Origin of the sequence: Plantibacter sp. Mn2098, assembly GCF_049319745.1 — a bacterium.
Lineage (GTDB): Bacteria > Actinomycetota > Actinomycetes > Actinomycetales > Microbacteriaceae > Plantibacter.
In genome coordinates, this window is record NZ_JBMOUH010000012.1 from 106,470 (window position 1) to 123,930 (window position 17,461).

Consider the following 17,461-nt stretch of genomic DNA (forward strand, 5'->3'; position numbering starts at 1 on the left):
AATGGTGGGTTTCAGGTGTGTGAGTCGAGATGCGATGTGGAGAGATGACGTGACGCGAACCTCACGGTCTACCAATCTAATATTTCGACAGATGCAAGTATCCACTAAAGATGACGTAAACGCAACACCATCTAATATTTTCTTGCTTCGAGAATGAGATTGGCGAAAATCGCACCACCTAGACCAGTCCTCGATATGAACATTGTCTTGTGTTTAGATGATGTGTGAGCAATACGACTAACCGAATCCGCATCGCGTCCGCCGTCTCCGTAGCTGTGTTGTGCGTCGTGGCTGCGCCACAGCCGGCACTTGCCGCAGCGGATCACTCGAGCGAGGTGTTCGCAGGCGCATCGCAGGCGGTGCCGTTCCTCGGGGTCAATCTCTCGACCATGCTGACGCGGGACAAGGTCGGCGCGGGCGGGGTCGGTTATGACTGGGACGCGGCAGCCGAGGCTCTCGACGAGTCCCTCGGCGTGAATGTCGTGCGTGCCGGGCTGTACTGCTCTGATGCTGCGGCTGTCGAGGAGTTCGCGACGTTCTCGCCATTCAACTGTGCGACGGGTAAGCCGAATGACCTCAGCGTCGTCGAACGGATGATCGACGAGGACGGGCTCACCGTGGCGCCCCTCGTGCAGATCAATTGGGCGACCAGTCAGGGGGAGGGCGCGCCGGTCTTCGACGAGGCGCTCCGCGCGGACTACTACGAGGGCTTCGGACGTCACATCGGGCGGACGCTCGCGCGTCAGGTCGCGTCCGGGGCGGTTCCGTACTTCGAGCTCGGGAACGAACCCGACCACGCGTGCGTCAATCCGGGGAATCCGTGGGGGAATGAACCCGGACATTTCAATGCCGAGTGCGTCGACCGGGTGCGGGCGAGCGTTCTCGCGCTCCAGGCGGGCATCCGCGCCGGAGTCGACGACGCCATAGTCGGCGGCGACGCGCCGGTGGGAACCGTGCCCAGCTTCGCCGTCGGTACGTCCGGCAGTCGCTGGGGCATCACCGACGCGCTGTGGAACGCCGTCCCGACGGCATCGAATCAGCATCCGGTGCCGGTCAGATGGGACTTCACGGTTGTGCACTGGTATTACCAGAACGGGTACGGCAATGCTGTCGGCGACGTCCTCGACCAGTCGACCGGGTTCGACAACGTCAACGGTGCTGAACTCCTCGCGGTGCGCAATGCTGCGGCGAACTTCCGAGACCGCTACGGCAAGCCGCTCGTCGTCACCGAGTTCGGCGTGTTCCCGAAAGGGGCGCCTGGAGCGGATGAATCGATGCGGGCCTCAAGCTTCACGCGCCTGCTGACGGGGTTGTATAACCTCGCCGGCGAGTACAACATCGCCGGCCTGTTCGCGTTCACCTTCTCCGGGCCTGAAGGCGCCGGGGATGGCGGCAAGTCGGGGGATTACAACCTGGCCGACCTCGAGCAGGCGACCGGGTCCTACGGGTTGACGGCGGTGGGCGAGGCGTACCGCGCATTCATCGAGCACCCCGTTGTGCTGACGGACCCGTCCGTGTCCGTCGGACTCGTCTCGCCGTCGGTCGGCGCTGTCGTCTCGACGCCCGTTCCGGTGTTCAGGGGCACCGGTGCGCCGGGTGCATCCATCCAGGTACAGGGCAACCGTGCCTATTGCGCCACCGTTGTCGACGACGCCGGCGCTTGGTCCTGCGCCTCGGCCCTGCCGCCGCTCGGCGCGGGGAGGTACCTCGGAGTCGTCCGTCAGACGATGCCGGGGGTGCGGACGACATCCGCCCTCCTCGACTACACGCTGCGTCCGGCCATCGGCTGACCGAACCAGTCGACCGAACCGGCCCGCGAACTGACAGTCGTGGCTGCTTTCGTGACGCCGAAAGCCGCCGCGACTGCCAGTTCGCGAACAGAGCAGGTAACCTGACTATGACACCACCTGTTGTTTCATGTGATCGAGGAGTTCACGATGCCTGTCCCCCCGAAAGACGAATCGATGTTCCAGCGCAAGTCGCTGCGAGAAGCGGCCGCGGAGCAGATCCGGGCCGCGATCTTCGACGGGACCCTCCTCCCCGGCGAGACGCTCAACGATCACGACCTGCAGGACTGGCTCGGAGTTTCGCGCACGCCCATCCGTGAGGCGCTCAATGATCTGGCGAGGGTCGGGCTCATCGAGATGGCCCCGCAGCGGTACACGCGCGTCGCCGAGCCGAACGCCGGTGACCGGACGCACGTGATGCAGACGATGGGTGCCCTCGTCGGCGGTGTTGTGCGGTTGACGGTGCCCACACTGACGGATGCGCAGCGCACGACGCTGCTCGGATGCCTCGACGCCACCATCGTCGCCGTCGAGAACCGGGCCGGCGATGAAGCGGGCCGCCTCCGTTGGCAGCTCGTCGACGAGTTCGTGCAGTTCTGTCGGAACCCGGTCCTCGTGCGGGCGACGCGGGACATCATCGACTCGCTCGCGTTCCAGCTCACCGTGACGCGCACGGAGGACGACACCGCGTGGGAGTCGCTCGAAGAGAACTATCCGCTGTTGCGCGCCGCGATCACGTCCGGTGACGCGATCGCAGCCGAGCTCGCCGTCGAATCCGTCTTCCGTCTCTCCGAATCCGCCGCCTGACCGCCCCCGATCCAGCCCGCGAGGGGTCGCAAACTGCGGGTCCGAGGCAGTGAACACCCACACTTTGCGACCCCTCAGCAGAGGCGAAGGGGTTAGAGGGTGGGGGTGAGGAGGCGTTGGAATGGGGTGGCGGGGGCGATGTCGGTCGTCAGGGTCAGGGGGACCGTGATCGTGGCGCCTTGGCCGAGGGCTGGTGCGCTCAGCGTGTAGGTGGCGGTGCCGACGGGGGAACCCGCGGCGCCGGCTGACAAGGAGCGCGCTGACGCAGTTACTGCGACGGTCGTGCCCTTCCAGACGATCACCGATGCGTCCGCCCCGGCCACGACATCGCTCCCGATGATCGCACCATCCGCCCACGACGGCGTGTACGACCCGAATCGATCGCCGGCCGTGGTGAGCTGCACCTCCTCGAACGCGGCGGGGACGCTCGCGAGGAGATCGAGGAGGGCCGCGTTCCGCGAACCGGAGTTCGTCGCGCCGAGGATCGTGCCGACGACGGTCACCGTCGTGTCGCCGACGGGAACCTCGGCCGAGAAGAGGATGCAGGAGCCGGAGTCGTCGTCCGTGCCCGTCTTCATGCCCGTGATGCCGGCGGTGCCGAGGAGGGAGTTGAGGTTCTCGATCTCGCCGATCGCCGGCAGCACCGCGGTCTTCTCTGCCACAACGCTCGCCAGCACCGGGTTCGCGTGCGCGAGCTTGCCGATCTCGACGAGGTCGCGCGTGGTGCTCACGTTGGATGAGCCGAGGCCGCTCGTATTGGTGAGGGTCGTACCCGTGAGGCCGTGGTCGGCCAGCCAGACCCGCGTCGCTTCGAGGAACGCATCGACGCTACCGAACGCCCAGATGGCGAGCGTCTTGCTGTAGTTGTTGGCGGAGGGCAGCATCATCGCTTCGAGCACCTGGCGCTGCGTGAACACGGAACCTTCGACGACCGGCGCCCACGAGCCGTTCTCCGCGATCGTGTCGTCGAGCCACTGCACGTCATCGTTGGTGATCTCGATGTCCGGGCCGTTCTCGCCCTCCGGGATGGGCTTGTGATCCAGCACCACGAGGGACGTGACGGTCTTCGCGACGCTCGCGATGGGGAACGGATCGTCGCCACCGCTCGAACTGAGCACACCGTCGAATCCGACGGCCCCGATGGCGCCCCGCCCGACCGCTGGCCAGTTCAGTTGCGCAGCCTCGGGGAGATCGATGCTCGGCACGGTGATCTCGGCCGCGGCGACCGGAAGCGGCTGGGCGAGCACCACCGTGCTGTACCCGACGCCGCCCAGGACGAGCGCTGCCGTGAGACCGATTGCAACCGTTCGACGCCGCCGTCGGAGGGTCCGTTCACGCACAAGTGTTGTGTTCGGCACCGATGGGTATTCCATCAGGCAACTATCACACATCCGGGTTACGCTCTGCGCATGAGGAATACGAGCTTGCGTCAAACGGGGGAAGTGGTCGGCGGTCTTGTGGGGTTTCTCGGCTTGAGTGTCGCCGCCGGGGTACTCGTCGCCGCGACCGTCACCCCAGCCATCGCCCTGACGGCCAACGCCACGAACGCGACCATCGGCGTCTTCGACGGGATCCCCGACTACCTGGCGCTCGACGAGCTCGCCCAGAAGTCCAACATCTACGCCGTCGACAGCGCTGGCGCCCCCGTGCTGATGGCGTCGTTCTATCAGCAGAATCGCGTCGAGGTCGGCTGGGACGCCATCAACCAGTTCGTGAAGGACGCCGCGGTCTCCGCCGAGGACCCGCGGTTCTACGAGCACGTCGGCGTCGATCTGATGGGTACGGCGCGCGCCATCATCAGCAACGCCGGCGGCGGGGACCCGCAGGGCGGATCGTCCATCACCCAGCAGTACGTCAAGAACGTCCTCGTGCAGAAGGCGGAGGCCATCACCGACGAGGCCAAGCGCAAAGCGGCGTACGAGGAGGCCACGGAGACCAGCGAGAGCCGAAAGATCCGTGAGATCCGGATGGCCGTCGGCCTGGAGAAGCGCTACGGCAAGCAGGACATCCTGCGCGGCTACCTCAACATCGCCGGCTTCGGTGGGCGGGTCTACGGCATCGAGGCGGCGGCGAGCTACTACTTCAATACGAACGCCGCGAATCTGACGCTCGAACAGGCGGCGACGCTCATGGCGATCGTGAACAACCCGGAGACGCTCCGCATCGACCGCCCGGACCGCGAGCGCAACGGCGCAGCCAACGGCTACGCCGAGACACTCCTGCGTCGCCACTACGTCCTCACGCAGATGCTCAAGGAGGGCAAGATCAGCCAGGAGCAGTTCAACCTGGCCGATGAGACGCCCATCGCCCCCACGATCACGCAGCCGAGCACCGGCTGCACCACGGCCGCGAACGTGAGTCCGGGCTCCGGGTACTTCTGCGACTACGTCACGAAGGTGTTCCAGAACGACCCCGTCTTCGGTGCGACCGACGACGAGCGCTGGACCAACTTCATCCGCGGCGGGTACGAGGTCTACACCACGCTCGACCTCGACCTGCAGCACGTCTCGCAGACCACGCTCGACGAGTACGTTCCGCACGCCGTCGACACCTACGACGTCGGCAGCGTTTCGGTGACGGTGCAGCCCGGGACTGGACGCATCCTCGCGATGGCGCAGAACAAGGACTACGCGAACGACCCGGATGTGCTCGCAACCGGGCCGAACTACTCCGCGATCAACTACAACACCGACTTCGAGTACGGCGGGTCCGCCGGGTTCCAGCCGGGGTCGACGTACAAGATCTTCACGCTCATCGAGTGGCTCAAGGAGGGCCACGGCCTGGGCGAGACGGTCGATGCGCAACGCCGCGCCAATTGGGGCACGTTCAAGGACAGCTGCGTCGACGGCGGGACGGTGTCGGCGGGGGCTTGGAACCCGAAGAACGACGAGGGCGGCAACGGCGGCACCTGGTCTGCGCTGTTCAACACGGTCAATTCGGAGAACACGGGGTTCATCGCCATGGCGAAGAAGCTCGACCTGTGCGGCATCCGCGACACCGCGGCGTCGATGGGCGTCCACCGCGCCGACGGCGGAGAGCTCAGCAAGTACCCGTCCGACGTCCTCGGCACCAACGAGGTCGCGCCGATCAGCATGGCTGCGGCGTTCGCGACGCTCGCCGCCGGCGGAATGATGTGCGATCCGATCGCCATCGACCGCATCGTGAAGCATGACGGCACCGAGATTCCAGCGCCGGGGGCGAACTGCCGTCAGGCGCTCGAACCAGACATCGCCGCGGCGGCCAACTCTGCGCTGCAGCAGACCTTCGCCGGCGGAACCACGAGCCAGTCGCGCATCGGCGACGGCATCCCGGTCATCGGCAAGACGGGGACCACCGATGACAACAAGGCCACCTGGATGAGCGGGGCCAGCACCAAGGCTGCAACCGTGACCGGCGTCTTCAATGCGACGGGTCACGCCGACCTCCGGAGCCGGAGCAGCAACCTCAACGGACGGCAGGCCGCGGGCATCCGCCACTTCGTGTGGCCAGCCGTGATGGCGGTCGCGAACAGCAAGTACGGCGGCGATGCGTTCGCGACTCCGCCGCGGGACTCCGGCAAGTACTCCAACCCGGAGCCGTCCGAGAAGCCGTCGACCGAGCCGGAGGCGCCACCGGCGCCGCCCGCACCGGAACCGCCAGCGCCGGAGCCCTCGACGGAGCCGACCACCGATCCGGGTGCAGGGGGCTGATCCTCGCGTGTGAGTCAGCGCGCTGCACACGTTCGACCGGAGCGTCATCCGGTCGGACGTGTGCAACAGGTGATGCATATGGCGAGGGAAGTCTTACAGAACTGTCAGTTCCGCGCCTTCTGCATAAATTTAAGATAACTTGATTCCTAGATAATCACTCGATTCACTTCTAGGAGCAGCATGTCCATCATCTCCACGCCCATGATCGCGCTCGCCGTGGCCGCAGCAGCCCTCGCCCCGGTCGGCGCAAGCGTCGTCTCGGCCTCGCCCGCAGTGTCCGGCTCGGTGCAGACCGAAGCTCACACGGCTTCGTCCGCAGTGTCGATCACCTCTGTCGACTGGTTCCGTTCTCGCGACAAGGTCGTGACCGGCCACGCGACGCCGGGAGCGGCAACGGTTCGCATCTCCGGTCTCGCGCTCAGGCCCGGCGCCTATCGGGAGGGTGTCGTGGCGGCTGATGGTTCGTTCACGGTCGACCTGGCACCGTTCGCCAGTCGTGCCATCCCGCTGTCGACGCTCACGGCCACCGCGGTTGGCGCTGACGGCAGCATCGGTGGAACGGCGAACTTCGTCGTGCAGCTGAGTGCGAAGCCGGCTGCGGCGGCGTCATCGGTCAAGCCGGCCGGTCTCATCGGCTCGACGGTCTCGCAGCATGTCTCGCAGCACGTCACAACGGGGGTCGAGGTCGATGCGATCGCCGCCGGGTCCGGCGTCATCACCGGTTCGGTGCCTGCCGGAACGCAGGATGTCGCCGTCGACGTGTTCGGGTCCACGATCTTCGGTGAGGTGGAGGAGGACGGTGCGTTCAGCATCGATCTCGGCGAGTACGCCGCCTACTCGGTCGTCGGTGTGACCTTCGAGGTCTGGGCTGCTGCGGCCGACGGCTCGATCCTGCCGTCCGTCTCGGTGCCGGTCACGGCTCCGGTCGTCGCGTAGTCCGCGCGTCACGCGCGGAGCGCGGCCGCGCCACCCGTTCGCAATTCAGGAGCGGTCCGGCGTGTCGCGCTCGGGAGCCCGAGTTTTGGCGCGACGCGCCGCGGCGCTCCTGAATTGCGAACGGACGATGGGGCGTGCGCGGATGGATGACGGAAACGTGCGTCACCACACCCGCGCACGCCTCGTGTTCAGTTGGCCGTGGAGATTGCGGCGCCGGAGGTTCCCGGAGGCAAGCCGCACTTCTCCAGGACGGGGTCCGAAACGCCTTCGGGGATGGTGATCTGGTTGGACTCCTTGGGGTCGTCGATCTCGAACCCCTCATCGCGGAGGCACTTCGCGGCTTCGAGGAATGATGTACCGCCGCCGGACTCTTCTCCGCCGGGTCCGGCGGGTGGGGGGCCGAGCTTCTCCATGCAGGCGTCCGACGCTGCTGCGCTCGCCGAGTCGCCGGTGGTTCCAGACAGGCCGCCTTTCGAGTCCGGATCCTTGAAGTCGATCCCCGCGTCGCGCATGCACTGCGCGAACTTCAGCTGCCAGCTCTCGAAAGAGTTGGCAGCGGACTCGCTCGGCGCCGGTTCGGAAGCTGGATCGGTGTCGGCGCTGCACGATGCGAGTCCGAGCAGCAGCACTGGCAAGGCGATGAGGGCGGTGAGTCTTCCCGCGGTGGGGCGGTGTGGTGATGGCATGTGCGTTTCCAATCGGTGCGTGGATCCGACGGTTGTGCATCGGACTCCTTCCAGTGCACCGCACCGCGTGTTGCCTCAGCATAAGGAGTATCAGTCGCGGAGGCGTACGACGATTCCGACACATCGACAGCCCGCGTCTGCGGGTGCCGATGGGTGATCTCGGTCGGCCGCGACGGAGGGAGGCGGCTCGTGGGAGGAGGGTGATCTCGCCTCAGGCTGCGACGGCGGTCCCGGGCATCGGCTTCGCCGGATCAGCTGGGTCTGGCGGGCGGACGACCGACCGGCTGCCGGCCGGCTTGCCGAGGGGGTGAAGCAGTGTTCGTCGAGGTTCTCCGGGGCGGTTGACGCAGTTCGTGTCGGCTCTGCTCGTGGAACGCGCCGATGGTGTCGTGCACGGCGAGGGCGTCGCGTCGTCCCGCCGCTGCGTGGAAGCTGCGCATCATGGTGATGACGCGGGTGCTGCTGTTGCCATCGGGGGTCTGCTGCATGTGGCTCTGGAGCAGCGGTGCCACGGTGGCGAGTACGTCGATGAGTTCGATGTTCTCGGTGGGGATGGCCAGGGCGGAGATGTATTGCTGAATGGTTCCGCCGAGTGCGGCCGGTTCCTCCGCGTCGTACTGTGTTTCGGCGGTCCGCATCAGGTTGTCGAGGTGGAGCAGGTCCGCCTCGTCGAGGTCGGCGACGGAGCGCCTGGCGGCGTGGCGGCTGAGGGCGTCTGCGATGAACAGCGCCTCGTTGACGGCTGCTGTTGTTGCGCCGGTCACAACGGCGTGGCGGTAGGGGAGGACTTCCACGAGGCCGGTGTCCGCGAGGCGGGGGATGGCATCCCGGACCGGTTCACGCGAGACGCCGAGAGTGTCGGCGAGCTCTCCAGCATGGAGGACGTCTCCCGGAGCGATTCGACCCTCGACGATCGCAGTGAGGATCGCTTCGTACACGTCGTCGCGTAGGAGCCTGCGACTGTTCGGGCGTGGCTGGGTGACGGCGCGGGGAGTGTCGGGAAGGGTCCCGAGGAGCGCGGGCATGAACTCGTCGAAGAATGTCCGGGTCGCCGCGGCGGCTGTTGCAGCATCGCCTGCGCGGGCCGCATCACGCACGCCCTGCATGAGCGGGAGGGCTCGTGCGAACTCGAAGTGTGCGTGCAGCCGCAACGCACGACGGACGTGCGGTGAGACACGATTCCGGATGCGGTCGAGGGTGGTGTTCCCCAGACGCTCGCGGAACACGGCGAAGAAGCGGATTGCCTCGGAGCCGCGTGCCTGACTGGACGTATCGCTGCGGAACCGGTCGAGGATGTCGTCGATGGTGCGCAGGTGTGTTGCACTGAGGTCCGCTGCAGTTGCTTCGACGGCGGACGTGTAGAGGGCGCCGAGCATGTCGAGGCGGCGTCCGAGGACGTCCCGGTCGAGGGAAGCGATCCTGGTGTTCTTCTGCGGTTGCACGATGAGGAGCCCGATGTCCGCCAGGCGAGTGACGGCTTGGCGGACCGGTGTGCGGGAAGTGCCGGCGATGGCGTCGAGCTTGCTCGCGGAGACCAGCCGTCCAGGCGCGAGTTCCCCGCTGAGGATCGCGTCGAGGATGCGCGTGTACGCGACGTCACTGAGGAGCCGGTGATCGAGATTGATCGCTGGCAATGCCGGTCTCATGGGAGGAGCCTTTCGGGGATGGTTCGAGATGCGTGAGTTCACGCATGTTCATATATGCGGATCATACCACCTAATCAGTGACATATTAAAACAATCCAACTACTGATGTCCGGATGATGTGAGGGCCCGAGCGGATGCTCGGGCCCTCACTGGTGGTGCTGGTGGTGCGGGTTATGCGTACTGCGGTATGACGACAAGGCGCAAAGAAGGAACCATTGGTTGATGTTTTACATGATTAGGTGGCCGTAGTGTCGGATCATGATCGAAGCACAGAACCTCACCAAACGATTCGGCGGCAAACCCGCGGTCGACGGCGTCTCGTTCGCCGTCCACCCGGGCACCGTGACCGGATTCCTCGGGCCGAACGGCGCGGGCAAGTCGACGATGATGAAACTCGCCCTCGGACTGCAACGTGCGACGGCTGGCTCCATTACCGTCAATGGAACCGACTATGCACGGAGCGCCGCTCCGCTGCACGAGGTCGGAGCGCTGCTGGACGCCGGTTGGATGCACCCGCGCCGCTCCGCCTACGACCACCTCCGGGCCATCGGCCTGACCCAGGGCTACGGGCGCCGGCGCGTGTCGGAAGTGCTCGAGCTGGCCGGCATCGCGTCGGTGGCCAGGGCTCGCGTCGGCACGTTCTCGCTCGGGATGCGGCAACGGCTCGGGATTGCGGAGGCGATGCTCGGCGACCCCGCCGTCCTCCTGCTTGACGAACCCGTCAACGGACTCGATCCCGACGGTGTCGTCTGGATCCGCGAACTCCTCCGGGAACTCGCCGCCGAAGGGCGGACCGTCCTCCTTTCCTCGCATCTTATGAGCGAGATGCAGCTCACCGCGGACCGGATCATCGTGATCGGGCGCGGACGGGTGCTTGCCGACGGTCGCCTTCAGGACGTCATCTCCGGCGGCGAAGCGGCATCCGTTGTGGTGCGTACGCCGCGGCCCGCTGATCTCGTGGCCCAGCTGCAGCGCCCGGGTGTCACCGTGGCGACGAGGGGCGACGAACTCCAGGTCACCGGGATGGATGTCGTGCAGCTGGGCGAGTTCGCGATGCGAGCCGGCATCCCGGTCCACGAATTGCGGACCGTGAGCAGATCCCTGGAGGACGCCTACCGCGAATTGGTGGGCGACAGTATCGAACACAGTGCTGGTGCACGGAACGGAGTATCGCGATGAACGCGCCGACCACAACAGCGACCACCCGGAACTCCGCTCCTGCCGCCGTGCCGCGCGAGTATCGACTGACGTTCTGGCGAGTCGTCCGCAGTGAACTGCTGAAACTCGTCACCGTCCGCACCGTCCTCGTGACGTTGCTCGTCAACATCCCGCTCGGTGTGCTGTTCCTGCTGACCGCCAAGGGAAATGCGACCCCAGGGGGCGATGTGTCCGAGAACCTCGTGCACTTCACCTACCTGCAAGGCGGGTTCGCTGCGTTCGCCTGCCTCACGCTCTCGATCGTCGCCGTGCTCAGCATCGCGAACGAACACTCCACGGGGCAGATCGGGTCGACGATGCGCACGGTGCCGCGGCGATGGATGCTCGTCGTTGCGAAGACCGTTGCACTCGGGTCCCTCGTCTGGCTCGTCGGCTTCATCACTTCGACGATCTGCGCGGTCGTTCTCGCCGGGTCGATGGGGCCGCTGCCGGACGGTGCGCTGGCGACGATCCTGCTGACGAGTGCGTGCAGCGGACTCGCGTGGGCGGCGCTCGCCGTCATTAGCCTCGCTATCGGCGGGATCCTGCGGAGCGGCGCCTTCGGCATCGCGACCGCATTCACCCTGTTCCTCGTGCTCCCGACGGTGATCCGCTCCATCCCTGAGCTGGACGGTCTGATGTCGGTGCTGCCGACGGTCGCCTCCAGCGCGCTCGCCGCGCCGGTCGACGTCGGCGCCGCGCTCGGTGGGGCGATCGCGCTCGGTGCGTGGGTCGTCGTCACTGTCGGACTGTGGGGCGCGCTGCTGTCTCGACGAGACGTCTGAGGCGATCGGCGATCGGGCGTCGGCCCATCTCACGTCACTCACCACCTGAGTGGTTGATATTTCTTATGGTAGGCTGGGGCCGCTCCGTAACTCAAACACAAATTTCAATCCGTGAAGGAACCTCGTGAAGACACCCACCAAACGCCGAGCCGCGATCATCGCCGGCGCCGCAGTGCTTGCCGTCGCCATCCCCAGTGCGGCGTTCGCCGCCAATGCCGCAAGTGCGGCGCCGCTCGAAGGCAAGCTCACGATCGACACCTCATCCACCTGGTATGCCGGTGGCCAGTTCGTGCTGAAGAACACCACGACCGACAAGCAGGACTGGAAGCTCCAGTTCACCGTGCCCGAGGGCACCTTCCAGAACTCCTCCAGCTGGAGTGTCGACGCCGAGATCGTGGGTGAGCGCGTCACGCTCACCCCGAAGAACGGCGCGCTCGCCGCAGGGCAGAGCGAGTACATCTCCTTCGGTGTGTCCGGCAACGGCTCTGGCGCGATCAGCGTCGAAGGATGCGACCTCAACGGCGCATCGGTCGACGGCTGCTCCGCCGGCGGCGGCGAAGAGGACGCCGAGAAGCCCTCCACTCCGACCAAGCTGACGGCCGACGCCGTCGACTCCTCCACGATCCACGTCATGTGGGAGCACTCGACCGACAACGTCGCAGTCGCCGGTTACCGCATCTACCAGGACGGTGTGCTCGCCAAGGAGCTCCCGGGCAACATGCGGATGACCAACATCACGGGTCTCGCCGCAGGGACCTCCTACGACTACGAGGTCGAGGCGTTCGACGCCGCCGGCAACCTGTCCGACCGCACCGACGTCGTCACCGGAACGACCGCCGGCGCACCCGTCGAAGACACCGAAGCGCCGTCGGATGTGACCCAGATCACGGCGAAGGCCACCGGCCCGCGCACGGTCGAGGTCAGCTGGGGCGCCGCGAGCGACAACATCGGTGTGAGCTCGTACACGATCGGCGACGGCACGGGCGGAACAACGACCGTCGACGGTTCGAAGACGTCTGCGACGATCAACGGCCTCCTGCCGGAAACCACCTACGTGTTCTCCGTCCACGCGGCAGACGCGGCCGGCAACACCGGCGGGTCGGCGCTGGCCGGCGCCACCACGCTCGAAGACGTCGTCGTCGAGCCGGGCACCGGGACGCCGACGAACTTCACTGCGGCGGCCGGGACCTACCAGGACGGCTCCACCACGATGCACCGCCTGCAGCTCGGCTGGACGCCGGCGGAGGCGACGAAGCGCTACGAGATCTACATCGACGGCGTCTACGCCCAGACCCTCCTCATCGGCTCCGACCAGGCGGCGGCGCAGAAGCGCAACGTCGAACTGGGAACGGAAGGCGGCACGCACACCGTCAAGCTCCGCGCCCAGCTCTCCGACGGCTCGTGGAGCTCGTTCACCCCAGAACTCACCGTCGCCGGCTGACCCGAACCCCTTCCTCTCAGAAAGCATCCACCATCATGAAGAACCTGAAATCCATCCTCGACAAGCCCACGGGTCGCCGGAACGCGGCGCTCGTCGCCGGCTCCCTCGTCGCGCTCACCGTCGTCGGCCTGTCCGCCGGACCGGCGTTCGCACACGGCAGCAGCGGCGACCCGAAGAGCCGGGTGCTCGGCTGCTTCGAGGCCGGTGTCACGAACTACCCGTTCGGCGAGTCCGCGTATGAGGGCTGCAACGACGCGTATGACGTCAGCGGCGAGTCGCCGTTCGCCAACTGGCAGGGCATCGTCGTCGGAGACACCCGCCTCGGACAGGTCGACGCGCAGTATCGCACCGTCGTCCCCGACGGTCAGCTGTGCGCGGCCGGCAACGAACGCTACGCCGGCCTCGACGTGCCGAGCGACGACTGGCCAACGACCGACCTGCCCAGTGGTGAAGACTTCACGCTGAACTTCAAGAACACCGTCGCCCACAACCCGTACACCTTCAACTACTACATCACGAAGGACGGCTACGACCCGAAGCAGCCGCTCACCTGGGATGATCTCGAAGCCACGCCGTTCCTCGTTGCGGACAACGTCGAGTCGCTGGAGCAGGGCACGCCGAACATGCACACCGAGCTCCCGGTGCTCCTCCCGGAGAAGAGCGGCAGCCATGTCGTGTACACCGTGTGGCAGGGCAACGTGAAGCCGGACGGAACGACGCAGTCGAACGAGGCGTTCTTCGCCTGCTCGAACGTCAACTTCGGCTAGGCGAACGGCGAGTTCCCCGGGCCTCCGCCTCCGTGCATCCGTCCTCGAGGGTGTCCAGCACGAGGCGGAGGCCCGATCCGTGTCGCCGCACCGCGTCTGTCGGCTCCTGATGCCGGTTGCCGAGTGGTGAACGTTGTGCTGCGGGATTGTGAATTCTGGAAACCGGGTACACATCACTGATCTGCGGGTATATCTTCTCAACACACGATTGAGAAGATATTCCACTCGGTAACCATAAGATAGTCGACACGTGGATGTTTTCTCCCGATCTGAAGGAGACGACACATGAATCTGCTCCACCGCTCCTCGCCTCGACGGCGCGCGACGATGTTCCCGTCGGCCGTGCTTGCCGCCGCCTGTGTGCTCGCGGCGACCGCGCTCCCGGCAGCTGCGTCGCAGTCGCCGGGAGCGGGTGTCGACGTCGATGCTGCCGCTGTCCGGGCTGTCGCGCTGCCGGACGGCGCGTCGATGAACTACGTCGTCAACGCCGAACCCGGCGCAGGCCCGCAGGCGGACGTCACTGCCGCGATCGTCGAAGCCGGGGGCGTTGTGCTCTCCGAGTATCCCGAGATCGGTGTGACGACCGCGCAATCCGCAGACGCGGCGTTCATCGCGAAGCTCACCGCGGTCCCGGTGGTCCAATCGGCAGGGCCCACCAGGACGGCGCCGGTCGACACGATCGCCGGATCGGGCGGCGGCGAGAATGGTAGCCGCGGAGACGGCGGCACTACGGCGATCCCCGAGGGCGACCAGTCCGACTTCCGCACCGAAACCGTCGCCGACCCGGCCGAGGCGCCGCAGTGGGACATGGTCTCGATCCACGCCGACGTGGCACACGAGCTCAGCGGCGGCAGTCCGGACGTGATCGTCGGCGTCCTCGACAGCGGTGTCGACCCGACGCACCCGGACCTGGAGACGCAGATCGACCACGAGCGCTCCGTCGGCTGCACGGTCAACGGCGTCCCCGACCAGGACATCGCAGCCTGGTCGCCCTCGAACTCGCCCCACGGCACACACGTCGCCGGAACGATCGCCGCCGCCCGCAACGGCGTCGGGATCGTCGGGGTCGCGCCGGACACGACGATCGCGAGCGTGAAAGTCGTCGACGACAGCGGCCGGATCTACCCGGAGTACGCGATCTGCGGCATCGTCTGGGCTGCGCAGCACGACTTCGATGTCACCAACAACAGCTACTACGTCGACCCATGGGCATTCTGGTGCGACGATCAGGACGCGCAGGCCGCGGCGCTCGAAGCCGTCCGCCGAGCGTTCACCTGGGCCACGGAACAGGGCGTCCTGTCCGTGGCGGCCGCCGGGAACGAGAACATCGACCTGGCGAACAAGACCACCGAGAGCACCAGCCCGAACGATGGCGAACCGATCGTGGACCGCCCGCTCCACGAGGGGTGCTGGGACATCCCGACCGAGATCCCCGGAGTGGTGACGGTCGGTTCGCTCGAACAGACCCGCGACCCCAACACCAAGGATCCGACCGGCGTCGTCCGGTCGGGCTTCTCCAACTACGGCGAGGGCAAGATCGACGTCGTCGCGCCCGGATCCAACATCCTCAGCACGATGCCGGGCGGGCAGTACGCGGCCCAGAGCGGGACCTCGATGGCGTCGCCGCACGTCGCCGGTGTAGCTGCGCTGTTGAAGGAGCATACCCGAACGCGAGTGCAGAGTCGCTCAGAAGCGCGCTCGTGAACTCGCTCACCGATCGACTTCCGTGCCCGGAGAATGGCGCCCAGAGCTGCACGGATCCGGACGGCTCGCCCTGGTACGGCTCCGGTGAGATCAACGCGCTCGATGCCGTCGCCTGGACTCGGTTCGACCGGTCTGCGCTGGTCGCAGGCGGGACCGTGCAGGCCGGCAGGGCCTTCTCCGTGTACGGCGTCGGCTTCCCCTGGGGCATCGATGTGTCGCTGTCCGTCGATGGTGTCGACACCGGGGCGGTCGTGATGCCGTTCGGCAAGGAACAATTCCACCTGGATGGCAGGCTCCCGGCCGAGACGAAGCCGGGCGCGCACACCGTCACGCTCACCAACAACATCGGACAGGCCGCCACGGCGAACATCCTCGTGACCGCCCCGATCGCGGCGCCGGAGGTGACCTGGCCGCAGGCCGGTGACCATGCGGAGCCCGGCAGGGTCACGGTGTCCGGACGAGCGGTTGCGCTCGCCGGGGTGCACGTCGTGGTCGCTGAAGCGGCCACGACGGCAGATGCCGGAGTGAACGCCGTGCCGATCATCCTCGATGTGGCGGCGGATTCGCAGGGGCGCTTCCTGGCCGATGCCGACCTCGTCGCCGGGCGGTACGAGGTGCGGGTGTCGCAGACCTTGACGGACGGCACCGAATCGGGCGTCGGCGAACCGACGGGATTCGTCGTCGGCGACGGCGGTGGAACGGGACCGACGCCGGAACCCAGTCCGACCCCGACGGCGGCGCCGACTCCCGATCCCGGCGGAGAGTCCGGCCTCGACGGTGGCGACGCATCCAAGCGCGGCGGGGCACTCGCCTCGACCGGCATCGGTGGAGCCCCGGCGGCGATCGTCGGCGTGCTGCTGCTCCTCGCGGGCGGACTCGTCAGTGCGATCGTCGGACAACGCAGACTCGCGCGTCGCGATCGGTGCTCGGGCTTGGACCGGACACCCTGACCCCCCCAAAAAACCCAGAGGGAGGACGCGCGGCGAATGCATGGTTCGAAGCGCCGCAACATCCCTCCGACCGCTGGACGCCATCCGGCCCCGGCGAACGACCGCACACCGCGGTCACCACGCAGCACCAACGAGAAGGAGAACCTCATGAAACGCATCAGCACCCTCCTGGTCGGCATCGGAATGGTGGGCTCAGCGCTGCTCGCGACGAGCGCGCCCGCTCTGGCAACGACGGAGCCGACGGGTGAGAGCGGAACCGACGCCATCACCCGGTTGGAAGGCCCCGTGCACATCTCGACGTGGGCAGGCGGGTTCCCGGACGTGTACAGCACGCTCAACCGCCCGGTCAAGGAAGGCAAGCTCACGGCGACGGTGGGCAACGGAGACGCTCCGGACGGGTCGGATCTCCGGCTGCCGCACCCGGGGACGCAGGGGGTCATCTCCGGCACTGGATCTGCCGGCGGACTCTGCCTCGCGGTGATCGGGGGAGCGCCGACGTGGAAGACCTGCTCCGGGGACGCGAACCGTCTGTGGGAGCTCGTGTGGATCGGCGATGACGGTGCAAACGGGCAGGGGCCCGGGTACGCGATCCGCACGGCCGGGGACTACAACTACTATCTGGCACCCAGCGCCGCGAGCGATGTCTACGGGTTGACGCCGCACGTCCACTACGCGTCGATCATCGATCTCACGCTCCTCGAAGCCGTCGACACCCACCAGGGCGAAGCCGTCACCGTCACCTCGCCCGCGCATCAGGACACCGTCGACACGAACACGCCTACGTTCACCGGGACGGGCGCCCCTGCCGCGGCCATCGCCATCAAGGACGCCGCGGGCACCACCCTCGGTGTCGGTCAGGTCGGCGACGACGGCACCTGGGCGGTCGAACTGACTGTGCCGCTCCCGGCGGGCGAGCAGACGGTCACCGCCCATCAGGCCGATGCTGCGGAAGGCGGACCCGACGTGTTCTTCACCTCCTATGACGTGACGTTCACGGTCGCCGGCTGACCTCCCGCTCAAGCTGTTCGGGGCGCCCGGTTCGGCGGGTGCCCCGAACAGTGCGTTC

Annotated in this window: 14 protein-coding genes; 11 read left to right on the forward strand and 3 right to left on the reverse strand. The window is 66.9% G+C overall.

The features are described 5' to 3' along the window. Positions 1–287: 287 nt before the first annotated feature. Entirely contained in the window at positions 288–1,790 is a 1,503-nt protein-coding gene (locus tag ACL9RL_RS17870) for a hypothetical protein (protein WP_422781641.1), read from the forward strand. Positions 1,791–1,937: 147 nt separating this feature from the next. Further along, positions 1,938–2,594, forward strand: coding sequence for a GntR family transcriptional regulator (locus tag ACL9RL_RS17875; protein ID WP_422781642.1), 657 nt, complete (start codon positions 1,938–1,940; stop codon positions 2,592–2,594). 92 nt (positions 2,595–2,686) lie between these two features. On the opposite strand, the gene ACL9RL_RS17880 is transcribed toward ACL9RL_RS17875, so the two are convergent. After that, positions 2,687–3,967: a D-alanyl-D-alanine carboxypeptidase family protein gene (locus ACL9RL_RS17880; RefSeq protein ID WP_422781643.1), complete on the reverse strand. Its 1,281-nt coding sequence runs from the start codon at positions 3,965–3,967 to the stop codon at positions 2,687–2,689. Positions 3,968–4,003: 36 nt separating this feature from the next. On the opposite strand from ACL9RL_RS17880, the gene ACL9RL_RS17885 reads away from it, so the two are divergent. Next, entirely contained in the window at positions 4,004–6,283 is a 2,280-nt protein-coding gene (locus ACL9RL_RS17885) for a transglycosylase domain-containing protein (RefSeq protein WP_422781644.1), read from the forward strand. A gap of 180 nt (positions 6,284–6,463) precedes the next feature. Beyond that, positions 6,464–7,219 carry a hypothetical protein gene (locus ACL9RL_RS17890; protein WP_422781645.1) on the forward strand — a complete coding sequence of 252 codons (756 nt, stop codon included), beginning with the start codon at positions 6,464–6,466 and terminating at the stop codon, positions 7,217–7,219. A gap of 188 nt (positions 7,220–7,407) precedes the next feature. On the opposite strand, the gene ACL9RL_RS17895 is transcribed toward ACL9RL_RS17890, so the two are convergent. Then, positions 7,408–7,905 carry a hypothetical protein gene (locus tag ACL9RL_RS17895; RefSeq protein WP_422781646.1) on the reverse strand — a complete coding sequence of 166 codons (498 nt, stop codon included), beginning with the start codon at positions 7,903–7,905 and terminating at the stop codon, positions 7,408–7,410. A 251-nt stretch (positions 7,906–8,156) separates the two neighbouring features. Then, the gene (locus ACL9RL_RS17900; RefSeq protein WP_422781647.1) at positions 8,157–9,551 is read right to left on the reverse strand and encodes a GntR family transcriptional regulator; all 1,395 of its coding nucleotides are present in this window, start codon (positions 9,549–9,551) and stop codon (positions 8,157–8,159) included. Positions 9,552–9,809: 258 nt separating this feature from the next. Here ACL9RL_RS17900 and ACL9RL_RS17905 point away from each other — a divergent pair, with 258 nt between their 5' ends. The 7 genes from ACL9RL_RS17905 (at position 9,810) to ACL9RL_RS17935 (ending at position 17,403) form a co-directional block, all read left to right on the forward strand. Further along, positions 9,810–10,730 (forward strand): ABC transporter ATP-binding protein, encoded by a 921-nt coding sequence (locus ACL9RL_RS17905; protein WP_422781648.1) that lies wholly within the window; start codon positions 9,810–9,812, stop codon positions 10,728–10,730. Next, entirely contained in the window at positions 10,727–11,533 is an 807-nt protein-coding gene (locus ACL9RL_RS17910) for an ABC transporter permease (protein WP_422781649.1), read from the forward strand. The genes ACL9RL_RS17905 and ACL9RL_RS17910 overlap by 4 nt, the downstream gene beginning before the upstream one ends. Positions 11,534–11,657: 124 nt before the next feature. Continuing rightward, a complete protein-coding gene (locus tag ACL9RL_RS17915) occupies positions 11,658–12,974 on the forward strand; it encodes a fibronectin type III domain-containing protein (RefSeq protein ID WP_422781650.1) in 1,317 nt (438 codons plus the stop codon). Positions 12,975–13,009: 35 nt separating this feature from the next. Beyond that, positions 13,010–13,741 carry a lytic polysaccharide monooxygenase auxiliary activity family 9 protein gene (locus ACL9RL_RS17920; RefSeq protein ID WP_422781651.1) on the forward strand — a complete coding sequence of 244 codons (732 nt, stop codon included), beginning with the start codon at positions 13,010–13,012 and terminating at the stop codon, positions 13,739–13,741. 285 nt (positions 13,742–14,026) lie between these two features. After that, positions 14,027–15,445 (forward strand): S8 family peptidase, encoded by a 1,419-nt coding sequence (locus ACL9RL_RS17925; RefSeq protein WP_422781652.1) that lies wholly within the window; start codon positions 14,027–14,029, stop codon positions 15,443–15,445. Continuing rightward, positions 15,442–16,395, forward strand: coding sequence for a hypothetical protein (locus tag ACL9RL_RS17930; protein WP_422781653.1), 954 nt, complete (start codon positions 15,442–15,444; stop codon positions 16,393–16,395). The genes ACL9RL_RS17925 and ACL9RL_RS17930 overlap by 4 nt, the downstream gene beginning before the upstream one ends. 147 nt (positions 16,396–16,542) lie before the next feature. Next, positions 16,543–17,403, forward strand: coding sequence for an Ig-like domain-containing protein (locus ACL9RL_RS17935; RefSeq protein ID WP_422781654.1), 861 nt, complete (start codon positions 16,543–16,545; stop codon positions 17,401–17,403). Positions 17,404–17,461 lie beyond the last annotated feature (58 nt).

Excerpts from the sequence above, each read along its gene's own strand:
- ACL9RL_RS17935 (WP_422781654.1), top strand. The coding sequence starts at position 16,543 with ATGAAACGCATCAGCACCCTCCTGGTCGGCATCGGAATGGTGGGCTCA.
- ACL9RL_RS17910 (WP_422781649.1), top strand. The coding sequence starts at position 10,727 with ATGAACGCGCCGACCACAACAGCGACCACCCGGAACTCCGCTCCTGCC.
- ACL9RL_RS17895 (WP_422781646.1), bottom strand. The coding sequence starts at position 7,905 with ATGCCATCACCACACCGCCCCACCGCGGGAAGACTCACCGCCCTCATC.
- ACL9RL_RS17900 (WP_422781647.1), bottom strand. The coding sequence starts at position 9,551 with ATGAGACCGGCATTGCCAGCGATCAATCTCGATCACCGGCTCCTCAGT.
- ACL9RL_RS17890 (WP_422781645.1), top strand. The coding sequence starts at position 6,464 with ATGTCCATCATCTCCACGCCCATGATCGCGCTCGCCGTGGCCGCAGCA.
- ACL9RL_RS17905 (WP_422781648.1), top strand. The coding sequence starts at position 9,810 with ATGATCGAAGCACAGAACCTCACCAAACGATTCGGCGGCAAACCCGCG.
- ACL9RL_RS17885 (WP_422781644.1), top strand. The coding sequence starts at position 4,004 with ATGAGGAATACGAGCTTGCGTCAAACGGGGGAAGTGGTCGGCGGTCTT.
- ACL9RL_RS17875 (WP_422781642.1), top strand. The coding sequence starts at position 1,938 with ATGCCTGTCCCCCCGAAAGACGAATCGATGTTCCAGCGCAAGTCGCTG.
- ACL9RL_RS17925 (WP_422781652.1), top strand. The coding sequence starts at position 14,027 with ATGAATCTGCTCCACCGCTCCTCGCCTCGACGGCGCGCGACGATGTTC.
- ACL9RL_RS17880 (WP_422781643.1), bottom strand. The coding sequence starts at position 3,967 with ATGGAATACCCATCGGTGCCGAACACAACACTTGTGCGTGAACGGACC.
- ACL9RL_RS17920 (WP_422781651.1), top strand. The coding sequence starts at position 13,010 with ATGAAGAACCTGAAATCCATCCTCGACAAGCCCACGGGTCGCCGGAAC.